Annotated in this window: 20 protein-coding genes; 11 read left to right on the forward strand and 9 right to left on the reverse strand. The window is 72.3% G+C overall.

What is annotated here, in order from left to right; all coding sequences use genetic code 11:
* Positions 1 to 117: 117 nt before the first annotated feature.
* Positions 118 to 876 carry a TIGR00730 family Rossman fold protein gene (locus tag ACLIN4_RS23080; protein ID WP_100049358.1) on the forward strand — a complete coding sequence of 253 codons (759 nt, stop codon included), beginning with the start codon at positions 118 to 120 and terminating at the stop codon, positions 874 to 876.
* A gap of 57 nt (positions 877 to 933) precedes the next feature.
* Here ACLIN4_RS23080 and folP read toward each other — a convergent pair whose 3' ends face one another.
* Positions 934 to 1,794, reverse strand: a complete 861-nt coding sequence (folP, locus tag ACLIN4_RS23085; protein WP_043383270.1) for a dihydropteroate synthase — start codon at positions 1,792 to 1,794, stop codon at positions 934 to 936.
* A gap of 216 nt (positions 1,795 to 2,010) precedes the next feature.
* Here folP and ACLIN4_RS23090 point away from each other — a divergent pair, with 216 nt between their 5' ends.
* Together ACLIN4_RS23090 and ACLIN4_RS23095 are read left to right on the forward strand one after the other, a co-directional pair.
* Positions 2,011 to 2,367 carry a DivIVA domain-containing protein gene (locus ACLIN4_RS23090; RefSeq protein WP_100049357.1) on the forward strand — a complete coding sequence of 119 codons (357 nt, stop codon included), beginning with the start codon at positions 2,011 to 2,013 and terminating at the stop codon, positions 2,365 to 2,367.
* Complete coding sequence (locus ACLIN4_RS23095; protein WP_107479450.1) at positions 2,364 to 2,951, forward strand: DNA-3-methyladenine glycosylase I; 588 nt, start codon at positions 2,364 to 2,366, stop codon at positions 2,949 to 2,951. Before ACLIN4_RS23090 ends, ACLIN4_RS23095 begins: the two co-directional genes overlap by 4 nt.
* Before the next feature lie 66 nt (positions 2,952 to 3,017).
* Here the strand turns inward: ACLIN4_RS23095 and ACLIN4_RS23100 are convergent, their stop codons facing one another.
* Positions 3,018 to 3,821, reverse strand: coding sequence for an enoyl-CoA hydratase/isomerase family protein (locus tag ACLIN4_RS23100; protein ID WP_107479449.1), 804 nt, complete (start codon positions 3,819 to 3,821; stop codon positions 3,018 to 3,020).
* A gap of 366 nt (positions 3,822 to 4,187) precedes the next feature.
* Here ACLIN4_RS23100 and ACLIN4_RS23105 point away from each other — a divergent pair, with 366 nt between their 5' ends.
* Positions 4,188 to 4,355, forward strand: a complete 168-nt coding sequence (locus tag ACLIN4_RS23105; RefSeq protein WP_018105485.1) for a DUF3117 domain-containing protein — start codon at positions 4,188 to 4,190, stop codon at positions 4,353 to 4,355.
* Between the two features lie 131 nt (positions 4,356 to 4,486).
* Here ACLIN4_RS23105 and ACLIN4_RS23110 read toward each other — a convergent pair whose 3' ends face one another.
* A complete protein-coding gene (locus ACLIN4_RS23110) occupies positions 4,487 to 5,185 on the reverse strand; it encodes an O-methyltransferase (RefSeq protein ID WP_411576776.1) in 699 nt (232 codons plus the stop codon).
* A gap of 287 nt (positions 5,186 to 5,472) precedes the next feature.
* Here ACLIN4_RS23110 and sigE point away from each other — a divergent pair, with 287 nt between their 5' ends.
* The 5 genes from sigE (at position 5,473) to ACLIN4_RS23135 (ending at position 10,861) form a co-directional block, all read left to right on the forward strand.
* Positions 5,473 to 6,144 carry an RNA polymerase sigma factor SigE gene (gene sigE / locus ACLIN4_RS23115; RefSeq protein ID WP_100049354.1) on the forward strand — a complete coding sequence of 224 codons (672 nt, stop codon included), beginning with the start codon at positions 5,473 to 5,475 and terminating at the stop codon, positions 6,142 to 6,144.
* Complete coding sequence (locus ACLIN4_RS23120; RefSeq protein WP_289904126.1) at positions 6,141 to 7,133, forward strand: zf-HC2 domain-containing protein; 993 nt, start codon at positions 6,141 to 6,143, stop codon at positions 7,131 to 7,133. Before sigE ends, ACLIN4_RS23120 begins: the two co-directional genes overlap by 4 nt.
* 95 nt (positions 7,134 to 7,228) lie before the next feature.
* Positions 7,229 to 9,364 carry a S1C family serine protease gene (locus ACLIN4_RS23125; protein ID WP_411576166.1) on the forward strand — a complete coding sequence of 712 codons (2,136 nt, stop codon included), beginning with the start codon at positions 7,229 to 7,231 and terminating at the stop codon, positions 9,362 to 9,364.
* A gap of 147 nt (positions 9,365 to 9,511) precedes the next feature.
* Positions 9,512 to 9,958: a sec-independent translocase gene (locus tag ACLIN4_RS23130; protein ID WP_100049312.1), complete on the forward strand. Its 447-nt coding sequence runs from the start codon at positions 9,512 to 9,514 to the stop codon at positions 9,956 to 9,958.
* A 231-nt stretch (positions 9,959 to 10,189) separates the two neighbouring features.
* Positions 10,190 to 10,861: a hypothetical protein gene (locus ACLIN4_RS23135; protein ID WP_179342651.1), complete on the forward strand. Its 672-nt coding sequence runs from the start codon at positions 10,190 to 10,192 to the stop codon at positions 10,859 to 10,861.
* 64 nt (positions 10,862 to 10,925) lie between these two features.
* On the opposite strand, the gene ACLIN4_RS23140 is transcribed toward ACLIN4_RS23135, so the two are convergent.
* From ACLIN4_RS23140 to ACLIN4_RS23150, 3 genes are read right to left on the reverse strand one after another with little or no spacing between them, the layout of a single operon-like run.
* On the reverse strand, positions 10,926 to 12,059 hold the full coding sequence (locus tag ACLIN4_RS23140; RefSeq protein ID WP_100049314.1) for an Mrp/NBP35 family ATP-binding protein: 1,134 nt from the start codon (positions 12,057 to 12,059) through the stop codon (positions 10,926 to 10,928).
* A gap of 44 nt (positions 12,060 to 12,103) precedes the next feature.
* Positions 12,104 to 12,703: a DUF1003 domain-containing protein gene (locus ACLIN4_RS23145; RefSeq protein WP_179342650.1), complete on the reverse strand. Its 600-nt coding sequence runs from the start codon at positions 12,701 to 12,703 to the stop codon at positions 12,104 to 12,106.
* The gene (locus tag ACLIN4_RS23150; protein WP_107479426.1) at positions 12,693 to 13,985 is read right to left on the reverse strand and encodes a magnesium transporter MgtE N-terminal domain-containing protein; all 1,293 of its coding nucleotides are present in this window, start codon (positions 13,983 to 13,985) and stop codon (positions 12,693 to 12,695) included. Before ACLIN4_RS23150 ends, ACLIN4_RS23145 begins: the two co-directional genes overlap by 11 nt.
* A 284-nt stretch (positions 13,986 to 14,269) precedes the next feature.
* On the opposite strand from ACLIN4_RS23150, the gene ACLIN4_RS23155 reads away from it, so the two are divergent.
* Positions 14,270 to 15,007, forward strand: coding sequence for a hypothetical protein (locus tag ACLIN4_RS23155; protein WP_307652155.1), 738 nt, complete (start codon positions 14,270 to 14,272; stop codon positions 15,005 to 15,007).
* Between the two features lie 25 nt (positions 15,008 to 15,032).
* Here the strand turns inward: ACLIN4_RS23155 and ACLIN4_RS23160 are convergent, their stop codons facing one another.
* Both ACLIN4_RS23160 and ACLIN4_RS23165 read right to left on the reverse strand, forming a co-directional pair.
* Positions 15,033 to 15,545, reverse strand: coding sequence for a hypothetical protein (locus ACLIN4_RS23160; RefSeq protein WP_107479425.1), 513 nt, complete (start codon positions 15,543 to 15,545; stop codon positions 15,033 to 15,035).
* A 32-nt stretch (positions 15,546 to 15,577) separates the two neighbouring features.
* Positions 15,578 to 16,693 (reverse strand): magnesium and cobalt transport protein CorA, encoded by a 1,116-nt coding sequence (locus ACLIN4_RS23165; protein ID WP_100049319.1) that lies wholly within the window; start codon positions 16,691 to 16,693, stop codon positions 15,578 to 15,580.
* A 535-nt stretch (positions 16,694 to 17,228) separates the two neighbouring features.
* Here ACLIN4_RS23165 and ACLIN4_RS23170 point away from each other — a divergent pair.
* The gene (locus ACLIN4_RS23170) at positions 17,229 to 17,825 is read left to right on the forward strand and encodes a suppressor of fused domain protein (protein ID WP_043380240.1); all 597 of its coding nucleotides are present in this window, start codon (positions 17,229 to 17,231) and stop codon (positions 17,823 to 17,825) included.
* Between the two features lie 23 nt (positions 17,826 to 17,848).
* Here the strand turns inward: ACLIN4_RS23170 and ACLIN4_RS23175 are convergent, their stop codons facing one another.
* Complete coding sequence (locus ACLIN4_RS23175) at positions 17,849 to 19,072, reverse strand: MFS transporter (RefSeq protein WP_289904113.1); 1,224 nt, start codon at positions 19,070 to 19,072, stop codon at positions 17,849 to 17,851.
* Positions 19,073 to 19,093: the final 21 nt, after the last annotated feature.

Genomic DNA, 19,093 nt, shown 5'->3' on the forward strand with positions numbered 1-19,093 from the left:
ACAGCGGGTTCACCCAAGGGTTTAGCCCGCTGCGTGGCGGACATGCTGAGGTCCCTCGTACGTAACCCGCGTAGATCTACGCTGAGGTGGAAGAACCTGCAACTGGAGGGAGCGCGCATGGCTACCGGCAACCCCGAGGGCAAGAAGCGGCCACCGGAGGAGCAGCGCCTGGGCCCTGTCCTCCGGCGGCGGGGTCAGGTCCAGAAGAGCACCACGGACCAGCGCCTGCTGGACGAGCGCGCTCCGACCGACTGGGTCCACACCGACCCGTGGCGGGTCCTGCGCATCCAGTCGGAGTTCATCGAGGGCTTCGGCACCCTCGCGGAACTCCCGCCCGCGATCAGCGTCTTCGGCTCCGCCCGCACGCCCGTGGACTCGCCGGAGTACGACGCCGGCGTGCGGCTGGGCCGCGGCCTGGTGGAGGCGGGCTTCGCGGTCATCACCGGCGGCGGACCCGGCGCCATGGAGGCGGCGAACAAGGGTGCCCTGGAGGCGAAGGGCACCTCGGTCGGCCTCGGCATCGAGCTGCCGTTCGAGCAGGGGCTCAACCCGTACGTCGACATCGGCCTGAACTTCCGGTACTTCTTCGTCCGCAAGATGATGTTCGTCAAGTACGCGCAGGGCTTCGTGGTCCTGCCCGGCGGGCTCGGCACCCTCGACGAACTCTTCGAGGCGCTCACCCTGGTCCAGACCCAGAAGGTCACCCGCTTCCCCATCGTCCTCTTCGGCTCCGAGTACTGGGGCGGGCTGGTCGACTGGCTGCGCAACACCCTGGTCGCCCAGGGCAAGGCCGCGGAGAAGGACCTCCTCCTCTTCCACGTCACGGACGACGTGGACGAGGCGGTGGCCCTGGTCTCCAAGGAGGCGGGGCGCTGACGCCTTCGCGGGCCCACGGAGCGGCCGCACGGGGACCGGCGTAGGGGGTGTCGCCGCCTACGCCAGCCCCCGCCGGGCCACCGCCGGCTCCCGGTGCCCCGCGATCGTCGCCACCATGTCCAGCACCTGCCGGGTCTCCGCCACCTCGTGCACCCGGTACACCTGGGCCCCCAGCCACGCCGAAACCGCCGTCGTCGCCAGCGTCCCGAGCACCCGCTCCTTGACGGGCCGGTCCAGCGTCTCCCCGACGAAATCCTTGTTGGACAGGGACACCAGCACCGGCCAGCCGGTCTCCACCATCTCCCCGAGCCGCCGCGTCGCCTCCAGGCTGTGCCGCGTGTTCTTCCCGAAGTCGTGCCCGGGGTCGATCAGCACCGACTCCCGCGGCACCCCGAGCGCCACCGCGCGCTCGGCCAGCCCCACCGTCACCTTCAGGATGTCGGCCATGACGTCGTCGTACGTCACCCGGTGCGGCCGCGTCCGCGGCTCGGCGCCGCCGGCGTGCGTGCACACCAGGCCCACCCCGTACCGCGCCGCGACCTCCGCGAGCTTCGGATCGACTCCGCCCCACGCGTCGTTCAGCAGGTCCGCCCCGGCCTCGCACACGGCCTCGCCGACCTCGTGCCGCCAGGTGTCCACGCTGATCACGACGTCCGGGAACCGCCGCCGCACCTCCGCGACGAACCCGACCGTCCGCCGCGCCTCCTCCTCGGCCGACACCTCGTCGCCCGGTCCGGCCTTCACCCCGCCGATGTCGATGATCGCGGCGCCGTCGGCCACCGCCTGCTCCACGCGCGCGAGGGCGGGCTCGTCGTGGAAGGTCGCCCCCTGGTCGTAGAAGGAATCCGGGGTCCGGTTCACGATCGCCATGATCACCGGCTCGTGCGCCGCGAATTCACGCCTGCCCAGTCTGAGCATCCCCTGTGACATCTCCTCGTCCACATCCTTCTCACGTCCGCTGAACCGGGCGCGGCGGATCGAGCCGGACGCCCGGACTTCGACCGCCTGCGGCCCCGACTGTCAGACTCGCATGGCACGATCGGACCCGGCACAACCGACTCCGGCTTCGAGTCCGACCAGGACCCGGACCCGGACCCGGACTCGATCCAACGACCCGACCATGGGGGCCCAGCGATGGTCATGTTCCTGTTCCTCGTCGTCGCGCTGGCCGTCGTGGTCGCCGCGGTGACACTCGCCGTGGTGAGCGGCGGCGACAGCGGGCCGCTGCCCGACGCCGCGCCCGAGCGGCTGCGGGACTCCCTGCCCCCGGACCGCCCGGTCGGCCGCGCGGACGTGGAGCGGCTCCGCTTCCCGCTCGTCGCCCGCGGCTACCGCATGGCGGACGTCGACGACGCCCTCGGCCGTCTCGGTGCCGAGCTGGCCGAGCGCGACGCCCGCATCGCCGACCTGGAGTCCGCGCTGGCCGGCGCCCGGGCCGCCGTCGCCCACCAGCACGTCTCCATGGAGAAGCCGGGCGAGGAGGAGCGGTGAGCGCCGGGGAGGCGATCGCCGGGCCCGACGGGGCGCCGCGCTGCCCCTGGGCCCTGTCCACCACGGACTACGTGGCGTACCACGACGAGGAGTGGGGCCGCCCGGTCCACGGCGACGACGCCCTGTACGAACGGCTCAGCCTGGAGGCTTTCCAGTCCGGCCTGTCCTGGATCACCATCCTGCGCCGCCGCGCCGGCTTCCGCGCCGCCTTCGCCGGCTTCGAGATCGCCGAGGTGGCGGCCTTCACCGACGAGGACCGCGACCGCCTGCTCGCCGACGCCGGCATCATCCGCAACCGCGCCAAGATCGACGCGACCCTCGCCAACGCGCGCGTCCTGGCCGACTGGGCCCCCGGCGAGCTGGACGAGCTGATCTGGTCCCACGCCCCGGACCCCGCCGGACGCCCGGTCCCCAGGACCCTCGCCGACGTCCCGGCGGTCACTCCCGAGTCCACGGCGCTGTCCAAGGCCCTGAAGAGGCGGGGCCTGCGCTTCGTCGGCCCGACGACGGCGTACGCGCTGATGCAGGCGTGCGGCCTGGTCGACGACCACCTGGAAGCGTGCGTGGCCAGGAGCGCCCCGTAGAGGCGCAGGGACGGCGCGAGCGGCCACGACGGATCCGCGGCCGCCGACGGGACGCCGGTCGGGGGCTCAGCGGCCCGAGTAGTTCGGCGTCTCCTTGTTGACGAAGGCCCGCACCGCGGTCGCGTGGTCCTCGGAGGACCCGGCCCGGGACTGCAGCTCGTCCTCCTTCTCCAGGGTCTCGTCCAGCGAGTGGGTCAGTCCGAACGCCACCGACTCCTTGAGCGCCGCGTAGGCGACGGTCGGCCCCTCGGCCAGTGCCCGCGCCACCTTCTCCGCCTCGGCGCGCAGGTCGGCGGCGGGCACGACCCGGTTGGCGATGCCCAGCTCGTACGCCTCCTGCGCCTTGATGCTGCGCGGGAAGAGCAGCAGGTCGGTGGCGCGCCCGGGGCCGACCACGCGCGGCAGCGTCCAGGAGATCCCCGAGTCGGCCGTGAGCGCGACACCGGCGAAGGACGTGTTGAACGCCGCCGTGTCCGCGACGATCCGGTAGTCCGCCGCGAGCGCGAATCCGAAGCCCGCCCCGGCCGCCACGCCGTTCACGGCGGCGACCACCGGCTTCCGCGCGTCCGCCAGCGCCCGCACGATCGGGTTGTAGTGCTCGCGCACCGTGCTCATGGTCTCGCCCGAGCCCGTCTCCCGGTCGGCGGCCAGCAGCCCGATGTGCTCCTTGAGGTCCTGCCCGACGCAGAACGCCCGGTCCCCGGCCGCGGTCAGCAGCACCGCCCGTACGGCCTCGTCGGCCGCCGCGGAACGCACCGCGTCCCGGAGCGCGACCTTGGTCTCGATGTTCAGCGCGTTCATCGCCTCGGGGCGGTTCAGCGTGATCGTCGCGAGTCCGTCGCTCACCTCGTAGAGCACGGTGTCGGCCATGGGTTCCCCTCCGCGTCGTGGACGGTCGTGGTCGTACGTGTGTGTCCGGCACTCAGCATGACGGAGATCACCGGAAGTGGATCGCTCCGCGGATGTGACCTGCGTCAAAGGTTTCCGGTCCGTATCCATTCGGCGGAAGTGGGCGAGGGCGCGCAGTATCGCAGTCACATCGCCGAATTGAGTGGTTTTGCTCGCGTGCGTTGCCCAAGCGATGCCGACCGATGTTGGTCATCGGGTCGTGGGATGCGGGATAATGGCTGGGAAGCAATGTGTTCGATGCCGGTGTCGCGCGTCCGGGCCGGATTGCGCGTGCCCTCACGGGCCGTCGGCGGTGACGGTGAGCTGGTATCAGGAAGGGGAACGAGCATGGCGGCCATGAAGCCGCGGACGGGCGATGGCCCGCTCGAGGTGACCAAGGAGGGGCGGGGCATCGTCATGCGCGTTCCGCTCGAAGGCGGCGGGCGGCTCGTCGTCGAGCTGACCCCCGATGAGGCCGACGCGCTCGGCGACGCCCTCAAGCAGGTCGTCGGCTGACGCGCGAGCGACCATACCCGTTCAGTCGCCCCGGTGCCGCACGCGGTGCCGGGGCGACTGTTTTCCGCTTTCGCCGTGCGCCGTCCCGTGTTTTCCGCGCGCCGTTTCCATGGGCCGTACGGGCGGTTGATTCACCTTTTCACGGCGCACAGCAGGCCGTCGCCCACCGGCAGCAGTGACGGCACCAGTTCCTGACTCTCCCGGACCGCGCGCAGCAGTTCCCGCAGCCGCAGCACCTCGGTGGGCTGCGGTCCGGAGTCGATCGTCCGGCCGGTGCCGAAGACGCCTTCGAAGGCGACGAGGCCTCCGGGGCGCAGAAGCCGCAACGATTCAGCGAGGTAGTCGAGGTACTCCAGCCGGTCGCCGTCGCAGAAGACGAGGTCGTAGCCGGCGTCCGCGAGCCGGGGCAGGACGTCCAGGGCGCGGCCCGGGATGAACCGGGCCCGGTTGCTGGCGAAGCCCGCGGCGCGGAAGGCCTGGCGGGCGAACTGCTGGTGCTCCGGTTCCGGGTCGACCGTGGTCAGTACGCCGTCCGGCCGCATTCCGTGCAGCAGATGGATACCGGAAACGCCGCAGCCGGTGCCGATCTCCGCGACCGCCTTCGCGTCCACGGCGGCGGCGAGCAACCCCAGCGCGGAGCCGGTGCCCGGGGTCACCGAGCGCAGGCCCGACTCACGGGCCCGGTCGCGGGCCCAGAGCAGCGCGTCGTCCTCGGCGACATAGGCGTCGGCGAACGCCCAGCTCGTCTGCCGGTTGCCGGTAATGACCCTCTCCTGTCCCCGTTGTTGCCTCGGCGTGACTGTATCCGTTGGCGTCGGGAACCCGCAGATGGGACCGGTCGTTTAAGGGGAGAGCGATGAGGGACGACTGGACGGCCGGATGCGACGGGGGCAGCGAAGTGGGCCGGAGTGCCGAGCAAGTGCTGACGCAGCCGTACGAGCCGTGTCAGCCCAGATCAAATTCTCGTAAAACCGCTTATCCGGAGCTAACGGGCGAGGTGGCTATGGTAGGGGCTCCACTGGACACCACCAGAGCCGACAGGGGAGGTGCGGCCGCGCCCGCGGATCGGGGTGGAGTGCTGCGGCGCTTCCTCGGATCGGCAGGCAGGCCGAAATCCGTGAACGACACCGCTGCTGACCACAGCCACGCCGACCGTCCCGGCACGGGACACACCCAGACCGCGACCTTCTCCAGCGACGCGGACGGGCAGGCGTGGACTCCGCCCACCTGGGAGGAGATCGTCAGCACCCACAGCGGCCGGGTCTACCGCCTCGCCTACCGCCTCACCGGCAACCAGCACGACGCCGAGGACCTCACCCAGGAGGTCTTCGTCCGCGTCTTCAGGTCCTTGTCGACCTACACGCCGGGCACCTTCGAGGGCTGGCTGCACCGGATCACCACCAATCTCTTCCTGGACATGGTCCGCCGCAAGCAGCGCATCCGCTTCGACGCGCTCGGCGACGACGCGGCCGAGCGGCTGCCCAGCAAGGAGCCCACCCCGCAGCAGGTCTTCCACGACGCCCACTTCGACGCGGACGTCCAGCAGGCCCTGGACACCCTCGCGCCCGAGTTCCGCGCGGCCGTCGTCCTGTGCGACATCGAGGGGCTGTCGTACGAGGAGATCGCCGCGACCCTCGGCGTCAAGCTCGGCACGGTCCGCTCCCGGATCCACCGCGGCCGGTCCCAGCTGCGCAAGGCACTCGCGCACCGCTCTCCCGAGGCCCGCGCCGAGCGTCGCTCGTTCGCGGCCCGTGTTCCCGCACTGGGGGGAGGGGGCACGAGCGCGTGAGTGGGTCACGGCCTGAATCCGAGGGACACCTCGCGGAACAGCATCTGGGAGACCGACTCTCCGCCCTGGTGGACGGGGAGCTCGGTCATGACGCGCGTGAGCGCGTCCTCGCACACGTGGCCACCTGCCCGAAGTGCAAGGCGGAGGTCGACGCGCAGCGCCGGTTGAAGAACGTCTTCGCCGAGGCCGCACCGCCGGCCCCGTCCGAGAGCTTCCTGGCCCGCCTCCAGGGGCTGCCGGGTGGAGGCGACGTGGACGGTGGCGGCTCCCCGCTGAACGGCTCGGGCTTCTCCGGTGGCCTCGACGGGGCCTTCGGAACGAAGCGGGGCGAGCGGTTCGAGTTCGGCTACGTTCCCGCCCGGCCGCACTCCTCCGTGCTGGCGCCGCCCTCGCCGGGGCGCGGCTTCCGCATCCACGACGTGAGCAGGCACGAGGCCGAGCGGTCGTCCTCGCGCGGCCTGCGGTTCGCGTTCGCCGCCGCCGGAGCGGTGTCGCTGGCCGCGATCGCGCTGGGCGGCGTCACCGTCGGCACGCCGGACACCACCACGGAGGCGCGCGGCTCCGGCAACGGCAGCAATGTGACGCCGGCGCGCACCCAGGGCGCCGGCACGGCCACCACCTCGGAGAGCCAGCGCCGCCGCTCGGGCACGCCGCTGCTCGGCCAGTCCCAGGGACAGCGGGCGCTCGGCGAGACCCCCGTCGCCCCCACCGAGGCGTCCGCGCCGCTGCTGCCCGGACTGCCGGCCCCCGCGGGAGCCGGCCCACGGGAGCAGGTCGTTCACGCGCTGACCACTCCGGTGACGGCCGGTGCCGCCGCCGTGTCGCCGCTGATACGTCCGCTCGAAGCGGTTCCGCCCCTCGCGCTGACCTCCTGGGCGACCGCATCCGACGTCAGGCCGCCCGGCCTGCTCGCCGCACCCGTCCCCGACCCGCTCACGACCCCCTACCCGGCGGCGACCCCCGGGGCCTCCCACCGTCCGGCTCCCTGACCGGGATCTGCGCACCGGCCCGTGAACCTGATTGAATCCCGGGACGGCGCCAGAGCCCTTGGAGCCGACGATCTGCGGCCAGCTGTGGGGGAGACATGAACGAGGGGAAGCCCACGAAGGCGAAGTGGTGGAGCCGTCCCCGCTCGTCCGACGACACGACCGACGGCGACTTCGAGCTACAACGCCCTCGCGCGGCCCGGACCACCGCCACGGGTGACGAGGCGGCCGACGGCGGCGACTTCGAGCTGGACCGCCCGGCCCCCGTCGCGGCCGGCACGGGGGACTACGAGCTGGACCGGCCGACGGCCGCGGTCGACGGCGCCGAGGCGGACGCGGGCATCCCCGCCGACGCGAGCCCGCGCGCGGTCACGGCCCCGCACGCCGACCCACGCCGGACCGGCCCCGAGAACACGGGCTTGCGCACGCTCGGCGACGACGGCACGGGTGTCCGTACGGGCTCGGACGGCGACGGTACGGGCGTCCGCAGGGACACGGACGGCGACCCCGCCGCGCAGGCCGACCGGACCGACGCCGTCCCGCCCGTCGCCACCGACGCCGACGCCGACGCGGCTCTCCCCACCGGCACGGACGGCGACGCCGGACCGGCCGGTGACCTCACGGGTGCCGCGTCGGTCGACGAGCGCCCCAGGCCGTTGCACGACCCCGACCCCTACAGCACCCCGCCGTACGGCGAGCCGGGCCCCTGGGCCCCCGCACCGCCGGTGCAGCACCCGGCGACGACGCCGGCGCACGGCACGGTCGCGGCGGCGCCCCACACCGGCGACGTCCCCGCGGCACCGCCCCCGGGCGCGCTGCCCGACCCGGCGTTCGCCGACGCCCCGCCGCCCGCTCCGCCGGCGCCCGGCGTTCCCGTCGCGCCCGCCGCCCCCGCCCCTGCCCCTGCCCCTGCCCCTGCCGTGCCGGCCTCGGCCCAGCTCCCGGGCGCGGCGCCCGACCCGGCGTTCGCCGCCGCCCCTGTCGCCGCCCCGGCCGCAGCGGGGACCGGAGAGGACGGAACGGACGCCGACCCCTGGCGGCGTTACGACCCGTGGGCAGCCTCGGCCGCCGCCTCCCTCCAGCAGAGCGGCGCGGCCGTGCCCACGCGGGACCAGCGGCGCAGGCGAGCCAGGAAGGCGATCGTCGGCGGGGCGCTGATCATCGCCCTGGTCTCCGGCGGCATAGGCGGCGCCCTGGGCACCTACCTCGAGCGCAACGGCGGCATCGGCACCGTGGAGCTGCCCCAGGCCGGGAAGGAGGCGGCCGAGCGGGCGCCGGACAGCGTGGCCGGGATCGCCGCCCGCGCCCTGCCCAGCGTGGTGACCCTGCACGTGAGCGGCGGCGACGCCGCGGGTACCGGCACCGGTTTCGTCCTCGACGACCGCGGCCACATCCTGACCAACAACCACGTCGTGGAGCCCGCCGGAAGCGGCGGCGAGATCACCGTCACCTTCAACAGCGGCGACACCGCCGAGGCCACGGTCGTCGGCCGGGACGGCGGATACGACCTCGCCGTGGTGAAGGTCAAGGGCGTCAGCGGCCTCACCCCGATGCCCCTCGGCAACTCCGACAACGTGCGGGTCGGCGACCCCGTCGTCGCCATCGGCGCCCCCTTCGACCTGGCGGGCACCGTCACCTCCGGCATCATCAGCGCCAGGGAGCGGCCCATCACGGCGGGCGGCGAGGAGGGCGACGGCAGCGACGTGTCGTACGTCGACGCCCTGCAGACCGACGCGCCGATCAACCCCGGCAACTCCGGCGGGCCCCTCCTGGACGCCCAGGGCCGGGCCATCGGCATCAACTCCGCCATCCGGTCCGCCGACGGCGGCGGCACCGAGTCCGACGGCGGCCAGTCCGGCTCGATAGGGCTGGGCTTCGCCATCCCCATCAACCAGGGCAAGCGCGTGGCCGAGGAGCTGATCAACACCGGCAAGGCCACCCACCCGGTCATCGGCATCACCCTCGACATGGCCTACGCCGGCGACGGCGCCCGCGTGGCGGCCAAGGGCAGCGACGGCGGCCCCCCGGTCACCACGGGCGGCCCCGGCGCCGAGGCCGGCATCAAGGCGGGGGACGTGATCACCGCCGTCGACGGCAAACGCGTGCACTCCGGCGAGGAGCTCATCGTCAAGACCCGCGCCCACCGCCCCGGCGACCGCCTGGACCTGACCCTGGAGCGCGACGGCGAGGAGACGCACGTCTCACTCGTACTCGGCTCCTCCGACGGGGGCTGACCGCTTCGCACCTCCCGACAAGGGGCCAGGAAGGCAAACAATTCGGAAAGCGCCCGCATACACCCACTCGGGGCTCCCGGGACGGTACCGGTCGCACGGGATCGGCGGGTACCGTGGGGGCGGCCCGGACATCCCAAGGAGCTTCAGGTGTTCAATGACATAGGCGCACTCGAGCTGGTGACACTCGTCGTCCTCGCCGTGCTCGTGTTCGGTCCGGACAAGCTCCCCAAGGTCATCCAGGACGTCTCCCGCACCATCCGGAAGATCCGGGAGTTCTCGGACAGCGCCAAGCAGGACATCCGGCAGGAGCTGGGCCCCGAGTTCAAGGACTTCGAGTTCGAGGACCTCAACCCCAAGACGTTCATCCGCAAGCAGCTGGACAACGACGAGCTGGGGCTCAAGGAGATCCGCAACGGCTTCGACCTGAAGAAGGAGATGGCCGAGGTCACCGACGCGGTGCACGGCCGTGAGCCGGAGGCGCCGTCCGGCTCGGCGTCCTCGTCCGGCTCCACCGGTGGCCGCGTCGACATGTCCAAGAAGCCCGAGGCCCCGGCCCGCGACGAACGCCCGCCCTTCGACGCGGACGCCACCTGAGCCGAATCCGGCACCACGGGCGCCCTGCGCGCCGTACGTGACGCGTCTCACACTCCGGACCGGGCGCGCAGGGCCTGAAGGCGACGCCCGCGCGACCCACGCGCCGGGCGGTTTCCCGGCTGCCGCCTGTGGTGTGGCTATGCTGCCCGAGTTGTTGTGCGGACCGGACGAGTACGCCCGAAGGGGGGCGGGCCGTTCCGGACCGACGAGAGCGAGGAGGCGTCCGGGCACATGGAGACGACGAGTCAGGCGGTCGGGCAGACGCCGGGCACGGAGGATGGACAAGGGGTCCCCTCCGACCGGCGGACACTCGACGGCTACCTGCGTGCGCCCTTCCCGTGGTACGGCCTCGACGAGGCCTTCACGGGGCGGCGCTGGCTGATGCAGGTCGGTGCGGCGGCCGACGGAACCGTGGAGCACGGCTCGATCGGGCACGGCGACGAACCGTCGGTGCGCAACGAGCACGTGTCCGGTGACGACCGGGACGCCAAGGAGAAGTTCGCGGTCGTCGTGACCGTCGCGGCCAACCCCGACCGGCGCAGTGCCGACGGCACGGGTCTGCTGGAGGCCACCTCGGTGTCCTCGGCGGCCTGGCTGGCCGGTGTGGGGCTGCTGTCCTTCACCTGGCCCGGCCAGATGGACCACTCGCTGCGGGACGACTGGCTGGAGCAGCAGACGGAGACCGCGTGGGTCCTCGCGGACGACCTCGACGGGGCCGACTGGACGACGCTGTCCCTCCCCGTGGACGGCGTGCCCACGCCGTTCCACTACCGGGAGTCCGAGTTCGGCTGGGTGCTCGCCGGTTCCGCCGAACAGGGCGTCCACCTCGGGGCGTACGGGCGCGGCATGAGCGCGTACGGGCTGGCTTTCGCCGTGGTGAAGGACATCGCGGCGTACGCCTGAGCGCGGACATGCGAAGGGGCGCCGTCCGCTCGGACAGCGCCCCGGCCGTACGCCCGTCGGAGCGTCAGAACTTGTTCTTCGGCGTGATCCCCAGCGACAGCCCCGAAAGGCCCCGCTGACGCCCGCCCAGCTTCCCCGCGATCGAGCGCAGCGCCGCGCCCGCCGGGGAGTCCGGGTCGGACAGGACGACCGGCTTGCCCTCGTCGCCGCCCTCGCGCAGCCGGACGTCGATCGGGATGGAGCCGAGCACCGGCACCGTGGCGCCGGTCGTGCGGGTCAGGCCGTCGGCGACCAGCTGGCCGCCGCCCGTGCCGAACACGTCGACCATCTCGCCGCAGTGCGGGCAGGGCAGCCCGGACATGTTCTCGACCACGCCGACGATCTTCTGGTGGGTCTGCACGGCGATGGCGCCCGCCCGCTCCGCCACCTCGGCGGCGGCCTGCTGAGGGGTCGTCACGACCAGGATCTCGGCGTTCGGCACGAGCTGCGCCACCGAGATCGCGATGTCGCCGGTGCCGGGCGGCAGGTCCAGCAGCAGGACGTCCAGGTCGCCCCAGTACACGTCCGCCAGGAACTGCTGGAGGGCGCGGTGCAGCATCGGGCCGCGCCAGACGACCGGCGCGTTGCCCGGGGTGAACATGCCGATCGAGATGACCTTCACCCCGTTGGCCGAGGGCGGCATGATCATGTTCTCGACCTGGGTGGGCCGTCCGTCGGCGCCCAGCATGCGCGGCACGGAGTGGCCGTAGATGTCGGCGTCCACGACACCGACCTTCAGGCCGTCCGCCGCCATCGACGCGGCGAGGTTCACCGTCACCGAGGACTTGCCGACGCCGCCCTTGCCGGACGCCACCGCGTACACCCGGGTCAGGCTGCCCGGCTTGGCGAAGGGCACCTCGCGCTCGGTCTGCCCGCCGCGCAGCGCGGTGGCCAGCTCCTTGCGCTGCTCGTCGCTCATCACGTCCAGCTCGACGTCGACGCGCGTGACGCCCTCGACGCCCGAGACCGCGTCCGTGACGCGCTGCGTGATCGTGTCCCGCATGGGGCAGCCGGAGACCGTCAGGTACACGGCGACCGCGACCGCTCCGTCCGCGCCGATCTCCACCGACTTGACCATCCCCAGCTCGGTGATGGGCCGGTTGATCTCGGGGTCGTTCACCGTCGCCAGTGCTTCACGCACCGCGTCTTCCGTAGCCATAAGGACGATGGTACGGCGCCGCCCACGGGGCACGGAAAGCCCCGTCAGCGGTCGCGTACGTCACGCCCCGCGGACCGATCCGCCGGGAATACCCCGCGTTCGGGACGGTGGCCGTTCTGCCGCTCCTCCAGCTCCTTGAGCGCATCCTGCAGCTCGGAGCGGATCCAGTCCCGCGTCGCGACCTCGCCCAGCCCGATGCGCAGGGCGGCGATCTCCCGGGTCAGGTACTCGGTGTCGGCGATCGACCGCTCGTTCTGCTTGCGGTCCTGCTCGAGATTGACCCGGTCCCGATCGTCCTGCCGGTTCTGCGCGAGCAGGATCAGAGGGGCCGCGTAGGAAGCCTGTAGCGAGAGCATCAGCGTCAGGAAGATGAACGGGTACTCGTCGAAGCGCAGGCCGCTCGGCGCCGACACGTTCCACAGCACCCAGCAGATGATGACGACGGTCATCCAGACGATGAACCGCCCGGTGCCCAGGAACCGCGCGACGCGCTCCGAGAGCCGGCCGAAGGACTCCGGGTCCCACTCGGGCAGCAGCCGGCGGCGCGGCGGGCGGGGCTGGTCCAGCCGGGTCCGGGCGCGGGAGGACGCGGTGGCCCCCGACGCGGCACGCTCGCGGGTCGGCGTCTCGCGCTCAGGCACCATCGGCGCTCACCTCCTCCGCCGTCTCCTCGAGGTGGTACTCGGTCTCCCGCCAGTCGTCGGGCAGCATGTGGTCCAGTACGTCGTCCACCGTGATCGCGCCCAGCAACGACCCCGAGTCGTCCACGACGGGCGCCGCCACCATGTCGTACGTGGCGAAGAACCCGGCGACCACGGGCAGCGCGGCGTCCGGCTCCAGGGGTTGCAGGTCGTCGTCGATCATCGAGCCGACCAGGGTGTACGGGGGGTCGCGCAGCAGGCGCTGGAAGTGGACGGTGCCCAGGTACTTGCCGGTCGGGGTCTCTTCCGGCGGGCGGCAGACGTAGACCTGGGCGGCGTGCGCCGGGGACAGGTCGGGGTTGCGGATGCGGGCCAGGGCGTCGGCGACGGTCGCGTCGGGCCGCAGCACGATCGGCTCGGTCGTCATCAGCCCGCCGGCCGTGTGCTCCTCGTACGCCATCAGACGCCGCATGTCGGCCGCGTCGGAGGGCTGCATCAGGCTCAGCAGCCGCTCCTTGTCCGCCTCGGGGAGCTCACCGAGCAGGTCGGCCGCGTCGTCGGGGTCCATCGCCTCCAGGACGTCCGCGGCGCGCTCCTCCTTGAGCTTGCCGAGGATCTCGATCTGGTCGTCCTCCGGAAGTTCCTCCAGCACGTCGGCCAGGCGGTCGTCGTCGAGGGCGGCGGCCACCTCGGCGCGGCGCTTGGCGGACAGGTGGTGCAGGACGTTGGCGAGGTCGGCGGGGTGCAGCTGTTCGAAAGTGGCGAGGAGGTTCTCGGCGCCCTGTCCCTGCTCCTCCACGGAGAAGCCGGTGACGCCGGACCACTCGACGGTGAGCGTCTCGCCCTTGTTGCGCCGGAAGGCGCCGGCCTTCTTCCCCTTGCGGACGAAGACCTTGTCGATCTCCCAGTCCCGGCGGGCCGGCAGCTGCTGCACGGCCAGGTCGAGGACGGTGGCCTCCTCGCCGGTCTCGGTGAGCGTGACCCGCCGGTCGAGCAGTTCCCCGAAGACCAGGCGCTCGGTGGGCCGCTGCTCGAAGCGCCGGACGTTGAGCACGCCGGTGGTGATGACCTGGCCGGACTCGATGCCGGTGACCCGGGTCATGGGCAGGAAGATGCGGCGGCGGGTGGTGAGTTCGACGACCAGGCCCAGCACCCGAGGGGGTTTGCGGCCGACGCGGAGCATGACGACCAGATCGCGGACACGCCCCACCTGATCGCCGGCCGGGTCGAAGACGGCGATGCCGGAGAGGTGGGAGACGAAGATCCGGGGGGCGCCCGCTGCCATCGCCGCGGCTCCTTTTCGTGAGCGGCCTCACCGAGGTGAGGGCGGTTTCCTCAGAGTGTGTGAGAGCTGGTTCGTACGGTGTCTCTTTTCCGAATTGCCCGCTCGGACGGGCTTCAGGCTAGCCCGTCCCGAACGGCTCCGCCCTGGCGGCCGGTCCGGACGGACTGGCTCCGTTCGCCGTCCACGGCCCCGGTACGCTGCGGTACGCCGTCAAGGCCCGCCCGACAGCGGCCGGATGCCCGGCCGGCCCCTTGCCCGCCCATGTCAGAAAGGCAGCCCCTCCTGTGTTCGTGACTCCCCGGCGCCGAATCCGCAGGGCCGCACTGATCGGCGCGGTCTGCGCCCTGACGGTGACGGGAGCGGGACTGACGGGGTGCAGCAGCGAGGACCCGGACGCGGGCACCAACGGCCTCGGGAAACTCCCCGCCGACAAGATCCACGCCAAGACCCGCTCGGCCGCCGGGTCCGCCGAGGCGGTGCGCCTGCACGGGACCGTGGAGGCGGGCGGGAGCACATACACCCTCGACATGCGGCTGAAGCCCGACGGGGGGACCGGATCGGTCGCCGCCGAGGGGACGACCTTCGGGCTGCTGCGCGTCGGCGACCAGCTCTTCCTCAAGGCCGACGCCGGGTTCTGGAGCCACGACGGCGGGGACGCCAAGGCCGCCGAGAAGCTGGCGGACAAGTACGTGAAGGTGCCGGAGAGCGACCCCGTGTACAAGAAGTTCAGCGGTTTCACGGACAAGGACGTCCTCCTGGGCGGTCTGCTGGCCCTGCACGGCACGGTGGAGACGGACGGCCGCCACGAGCAGGCGGGCGTGCGCACCATCCGGATCACCGGCGACAAGGGTGCCGGCGGCTCGCTCGACGTCTCCCTGGAGGGCACCCCGTACCCGCTGCGCCTGGTGCGCGCGGGCAGCGCCGGCACGATCGGCTTCTCGGACTGGAACGAGGACTTCGCACTCAAGGAGCCGGCCAAGGACGACACCCTGGACTACGGCAAGCAGCTGCCGACGTCGTGAGGCCCCGCGGGCCGCGTCGACCCCGTCAACGCCGCTTCCGGCGCTTGAGCAGCAGGCGCGGCAGCCCCGCCGGGACCGGCTCGCGCGTCGTCGCGGGGCTCGGCAGCGGCGCCTCGGCCAGCGAACCGTCGGGCAGCGGCCCGGTGACCCCCGTCGGCTCCAGGCGCAGCACCCGGCACTCACGCGCCCAGCGGTCGGTCATCGCCTCGCCGTCCGGGGCGTTCAGCCGCTTGCCCTTGAGGTCGGCGACCGCCGCCTGCCACGCCTCGGACCCGGAGGGCAGCTCCACGACCCGTGCCGTCCAGGAGACCAGCCGGCCCCCCTTGTCCTTGCTGCGCACGGTGACCTCGGCCACGGCCCCGTCGGCCAGCCCCGGCAGCGGCTGCTCGCCGGGACCGTCGCCGACCACGAGCGCGGCGCCCTCCTGCCAGACGTGCCACAGCGCGCGGGCGGGCACCCCCGGACCCTTGACCCAGATGAGGCCGGACTTCTTCGTGGCCTCCTCGACGAGGGCCTGGTCGAGCAGCTCGCTTGTCATGCGCTCAGCCTATCCAGGAGCGTCGGGCGGGGTCAGAGCCAGCCGTTGCGCTTGAGCGTGCGGTGGATGCCCAGACAGATGGCCACGGTGATGCCGATGACCATCGGGTACCCGTACTTCCAGTGGGTTTCCGGCATGTGGTCGAAGTTCATGCCGTACACCCCGCAGACCATGGTCGGTACGGCGATGATCGCCGCCCACGAGGTGATCTTGCGCATGTCCTCGTTCTGCGCCACGGACGCCTGGGCGAGGTTGGCCTGGAGGATGGAGTTCAGCAGCTCGTCGAAGCCGACGACCTGCTCCTGCACTCGCGCCACGTGGTCGGCCACGTCCCGGAAGTACTTCTGGATCTCCGGGTCGATCAGCCGCATCGGCCGCTCGCTCAGCAGCTGCATGGGACGCAGCAGCGGGGCGACCGCCCGCTTGAACTCCAGGACCTCGCGCTTGAGTTGGTAGATCCGGCCGGCGTCCGTGCCGCGCGGGCTGCCCTTGCGGCCCGGCGAGAACACCTCCGTCTCGACCTCGTCGATGTCGTCCTGCACCGCGTCGGCGACCGCGATGTAGCCGTCGACGACGTGGTCGGCGATGGCGTGCAGCACCGCGGAGGGGCCCTTGAGCAGCAGCTCGGGGTCCTCCTGGAGGCGGTGGCGCAGCGCGCGCAGCGAGCCCTTCCCGCCGTGCCGGACGGTGATGAAGAAGTCCCGGCCGGTGAAGCACATGACCTCGCCGGTCTCGACGACCTCGCTGTTGGCGGTCAGCTCGTCGTGGTCGACGTAGTGGATGGTCTTGAAGACGGTGAACAGGGAGTCGTCGTAGCGCTCCAGCTTGGGCCGCTGGTGGGCCTGGACGGCGTCCTCCACGGCCAACGGGTGCAGCCCGAACTCCCGGGCGATACCGGCGAATTCGTCCTCGGTCGGCTCGTGCAGGCCGATCCACACGAATCCGCCGTCACGGCGCACCTGGCGCATCGCCTGCTGCGGGCTCAGCGGCGCCTCGGTCTCGACGCGCGCGCCGTCGCGGTAGACGGCGCAGTCGACGACGGCGGAGGCGGTCGCCGGGTCACGGGTGGTGTCGTAGGCGCCGTTGTCCTTGCGCAGCGAGACGCGGGACGGGCGGACCGCGGCGCGCAGGTCACGGATCATCGACATGGCGGGCTCCTTCGCGACGGGCAGCGAGCGGGGCCGGCGGCGGGTGGAACCACCCGGAATGAGGACGTCCTGGCCGTACGTGCTCGGCACGTCCACAAAGCGGGGAGCACCGCACCGTCGCGGTGGCCGGCTTCGCTGCTGATTCAGCGGCTGACCCGGACCGGCCGGTGTCGACGACGAGACCGACGGAACGGATCAGGCAAAACGAGACGAAGTGCTCTTCCGTGTGCGGGCGCGCTGGTGACGGGAGGCCGCGGGGGCGGTGAGCCGGGGCGGCTGCGTCAGCGGCCGGAAGAGCGGGTGGTACTGCACGGTCGACTTCGGTCCATGCCAGCCCCACCTCCTCCGGCCGGTCCCTCGTGAGGGACGATCGATTCCCTCGTTTGGGAGGGTTCCCCGTAGGGGAGTCTTCAGGCGTCGGGGCCTTGATCGCGGCGCTTCTGCGCGCTGCCCCGAACCGCTGGCCCAGAGTACCAGTGACCTGACGTGTCAAGGCGCCGCTTTGCCTTGTACTGACGAGTTCTATGCTCGCCGCATGGCTGATGTTCTTCCTCTGGTCGAGGCCCGGTTGCTCAGCGCGCTGGGCGAGCCGGACGCGCGCGCGGCGGTCACCTTCCTCGGCACCGACCGCATCGAGGTGCTGCGCTTCCCGGGCGGCGGTCAGGAGGGCGACATCGTGCGCTACGCCACCCTCGGCATGTCCGCGCAGCCCATGGCGGACCCCACGGCCGTGCTCGCCGACCCGGTCAAGGGCCCCCGCGCCGAGCTGGTGCTTTCCGTCCGGTCCGGTCTCGCCGACACCGACAAGGTGCTCCGTCCGCTCGCCGTACTGGCCGCGTCGCCGCAGGTCGAGGGCGTGGTCGTGGCCCCGGGGGCGTCCCTGGACGTCGGTGAGGCGTTGTGGCCCGGAGCGCCCTTCACCTCGGTCCTGGTGGCCGAGCCGGGCGGCCTGGTGGAGGACCTGGAGCTGGACGCTCCGCTGGACCCCGTACGGTTCCTGCCGCTGCTGCCGATGACGCCGAACGAGGCCGCCTGGAAGCGCGTGCACGGCGCGCAGGCCCTTCAGGAGCGCTGGCTGACGCAGGGGACGGACCTGCGCGATCCGTCCCGCAGGTCCGTCCCGCTGGAGTGACGTAACTCACCGGTTTTCGGCCGTCAGTTGGCGAAGACCGTGACCCCGTCCTCGGCCGCGTGCTTCGGCTCCAGCTCCTCCGCTTCGTGGGTGAGCGCCCGGCGCCGTACGAGGACCACGGCCGCGCCCAGTACGGCGGTGGCCGCCGCCACCACGAACGGGATGTGGATGTCGGTCCACTCCTCGATCTTCGGCGCGAAGTAGGGCGCCGCGGCGGCCGCGAACCAGCGGACGAAGTTGTAGCCCGCGCTCGCCACCGGGCGCGGCGCGTCCGACACTCCGAGGGCGAGTTCGGTGTAGACGGTGTTGTTCACGCCGATGAACGCACCGGACAGGATCGTGCAGACGATCGCCGTGGTGTGGTCGCCGTAGCCGAGGACCAGCACGTCGGCCGCGAGCAGCACCAGCGAGCCGCCCAGTACCTTCAGCGAGCCGAAGCGCTTCTGCATGCGCGGCGCCACGAGCACCGAGAAGACGGCGAGCAGGACGCCCCACGCGAAGAACACCGCGCCGGACTTGTACGGGGTCATGTTCAGCACGAACGGCGTGAAGGCCAGCACGGTGAAGAACGTGTAGTTGTAGAAGAACGCCGAGATCGCGGCGGAGGCGAGACCGCCGTGCCCCAGCGCCTTGACCGGGTCCAGCAGCGAGGTCTTGCGGGCGGGCTTGGGCTGCTCCTTCAGGAACACCGTGATGCACAGGAAGCCGATGGCCATCAGGAAGGCCGTGCCGAAGAACGGGTAGCGCCAGCTGGCGTCACCGAGCAGCGCGCCCAGCAGCGGTCCGCAGGCCATGCCGAGGCCGAGGGCCGACTCGTACAGCAGGATCGCCGCGGCACTGCCGCCGGCCGCCGCGCCGACGATCACCGCGAGCGCCGTCGAGACGAAGAGCGCGTTGCCCAGGCCCCAGCCGGCCCGGTAGCCGACGAGTTGGCCGACCGTGTCGGAGGTGCCGGCCAGGCCCGCGAAGACCACGACGAAGGCCAGCCCGAGCAGCAGGGTCTTGCGTCCGCCGATGCGGCTGGAGACGAAGCCGGTGACCAGCATCGCGAGGGCGGTGATGAGGAAGTAGGAGGTGAACAGGAGGGAGACCTGGCTGGCGCTCGCGTCCAGGCCCTTGGCGATGGACGGCAGGATCGGGTCGACGAGTCCGATGCCCATGAAGGCCACGACGGACGCGCCGGCGGTCGCCCACACCGCCTTGGGCTGCCGCAGGATGCCGCCTGCACCCGCGTCGAAGGAGTCCATGCATTGCTCCAATGCCGACGA

It is taken from the genome of Streptomyces mutabilis (assembly GCF_046628145.1).
Classification (GTDB): domain Bacteria; phylum Actinomycetota; class Actinomycetes; order Streptomycetales; family Streptomycetaceae; genus Streptomyces; species Streptomyces mutabilis.

Excerpts from the sequence above, each read along its gene's own strand:
- ACLIN4_RS23150 (WP_107479426.1), bottom strand. The coding sequence starts at position 13,985 with ATGGCAGCGGGCGCCCCCCGGATCTTCGTCTCCCACCTCTCCGGCATC.
- ACLIN4_RS23170 (WP_043380240.1), top strand. The coding sequence starts at position 17,229 with ATGGCTGATGTTCTTCCTCTGGTCGAGGCCCGGTTGCTCAGCGCGCTG.
- ACLIN4_RS23080 (WP_100049358.1), top strand. The coding sequence starts at position 118 with ATGGCTACCGGCAACCCCGAGGGCAAGAAGCGGCCACCGGAGGAGCAG.
- ACLIN4_RS23125 (WP_411576166.1), top strand. The coding sequence starts at position 7,229 with ATGAACGAGGGGAAGCCCACGAAGGCGAAGTGGTGGAGCCGTCCCCGC.
- ACLIN4_RS23135 (WP_179342651.1), top strand. The coding sequence starts at position 10,190 with ATGGAGACGACGAGTCAGGCGGTCGGGCAGACGCCGGGCACGGAGGAT.
- ACLIN4_RS23175 (WP_289904113.1), bottom strand. The coding sequence starts at position 19,072 with ATGGACTCCTTCGACGCGGGTGCAGGCGGCATCCTGCGGCAGCCCAAG.
- ACLIN4_RS23145 (WP_179342650.1), bottom strand. The coding sequence starts at position 12,703 with ATGGTGCCTGAGCGCGAGACGCCGACCCGCGAGCGTGCCGCGTCGGGG.
- ACLIN4_RS23160 (WP_107479425.1), bottom strand. The coding sequence starts at position 15,545 with ATGACAAGCGAGCTGCTCGACCAGGCCCTCGTCGAGGAGGCCACGAAG.
- folP (WP_043383270.1), bottom strand. The coding sequence starts at position 1,794 with ATGCTCAGACTGGGCAGGCGTGAATTCGCGGCGCACGAGCCGGTGATC.
- ACLIN4_RS23165 (WP_100049319.1), bottom strand. The coding sequence starts at position 16,693 with ATGTCGATGATCCGTGACCTGCGCGCCGCGGTCCGCCCGTCCCGCGTC.
- ACLIN4_RS23090 (WP_100049357.1), top strand. The coding sequence starts at position 2,011 with ATGGTCATGTTCCTGTTCCTCGTCGTCGCGCTGGCCGTCGTGGTCGCC.
- ACLIN4_RS23105 (WP_018105485.1), top strand. The coding sequence starts at position 4,188 with ATGGCGGCCATGAAGCCGCGGACGGGCGATGGCCCGCTCGAGGTGACC.
- ACLIN4_RS23140 (WP_100049314.1), bottom strand. The coding sequence starts at position 12,059 with ATGGCTACGGAAGACGCGGTGCGTGAAGCACTGGCGACGGTGAACGAC.
- ACLIN4_RS23100 (WP_107479449.1), bottom strand. The coding sequence starts at position 3,821 with ATGGCCGACACCGTGCTCTACGAGGTGAGCGACGGACTCGCGACGATC.